Source organism: Pseudomonas sp. YuFO8 (genome assembly GCF_035065025.1).
GTDB classification, from domain to species: Bacteria; Pseudomonadota; Gammaproteobacteria; order Pseudomonadales; family Pseudomonadaceae; genus Aquipseudomonas; species Aquipseudomonas putida_AE.
The window spans coordinates 1-441 of sequence record NZ_JAXDEQ010000141.1 but is presented as its reverse complement, the minus strand read 5'-3'; the positions used below and the strand labels follow the sequence as shown (position 1 = coordinate 441).

Annotated in this window: 1 protein-coding gene and 1 pseudogene; both read right to left on the bottom strand. The window is 59.6% G+C overall.

Translation table 11 applies throughout. The features are described from left to right. A partial coding sequence (locus tag SOP95_RS31690; RefSeq protein WP_323609540.1) for a 7-cyano-7-deazaguanine synthase occupies positions 1-180 on the bottom strand: 180 nt, incomplete at its 3' end. 16 nt (positions 181-196) lie between these two features. Further along, positions 197-441 (bottom strand): annotated as a pseudogene (locus tag SOP95_RS31685) (7-carboxy-7-deazaguanine synthase QueE); the annotation flags it as partial.

The following is a 441-nucleotide window of genomic DNA, read 5'->3' as shown; positions in this document are numbered from 1 at the left end:
GTGCTCGACCACCCCCATGTCACGGGCGACACGGGCAGCCGCGTTCAGTTCGGCGCGGTGACGCTGGCCGTAGTCAAAGCTCATGGTGTAGCAGCTATAGCCTTGCGCTTGCGCCATGGCAACCACCGTGGCGGAGTCGAGACCGCCAGACAGCAGGATTACCGCGCGCTTTTGATCCATTGTGTGTTCAGTCATATCAGCGTCCTGGCTCGTCGTTCCAAAGGTATTTATGCAGCTGCAATTGCAGGCGCACCGGGAGATTGTCCGCAACCACCCAATCAGCGAGGTCGCGTGCGTTCAGGTCATGGTGGCTTGGCGAAAACAGTACTTCGCCTGCGCGGCGGTCCAGCCCGTATTGAATCAGCTTGGAGTTCGCCCAGTCGTAGTCGTCGCGGGAGCAGATCACGAACTTGACTTGATCGTTGGCCGTCAGCAGCTCGA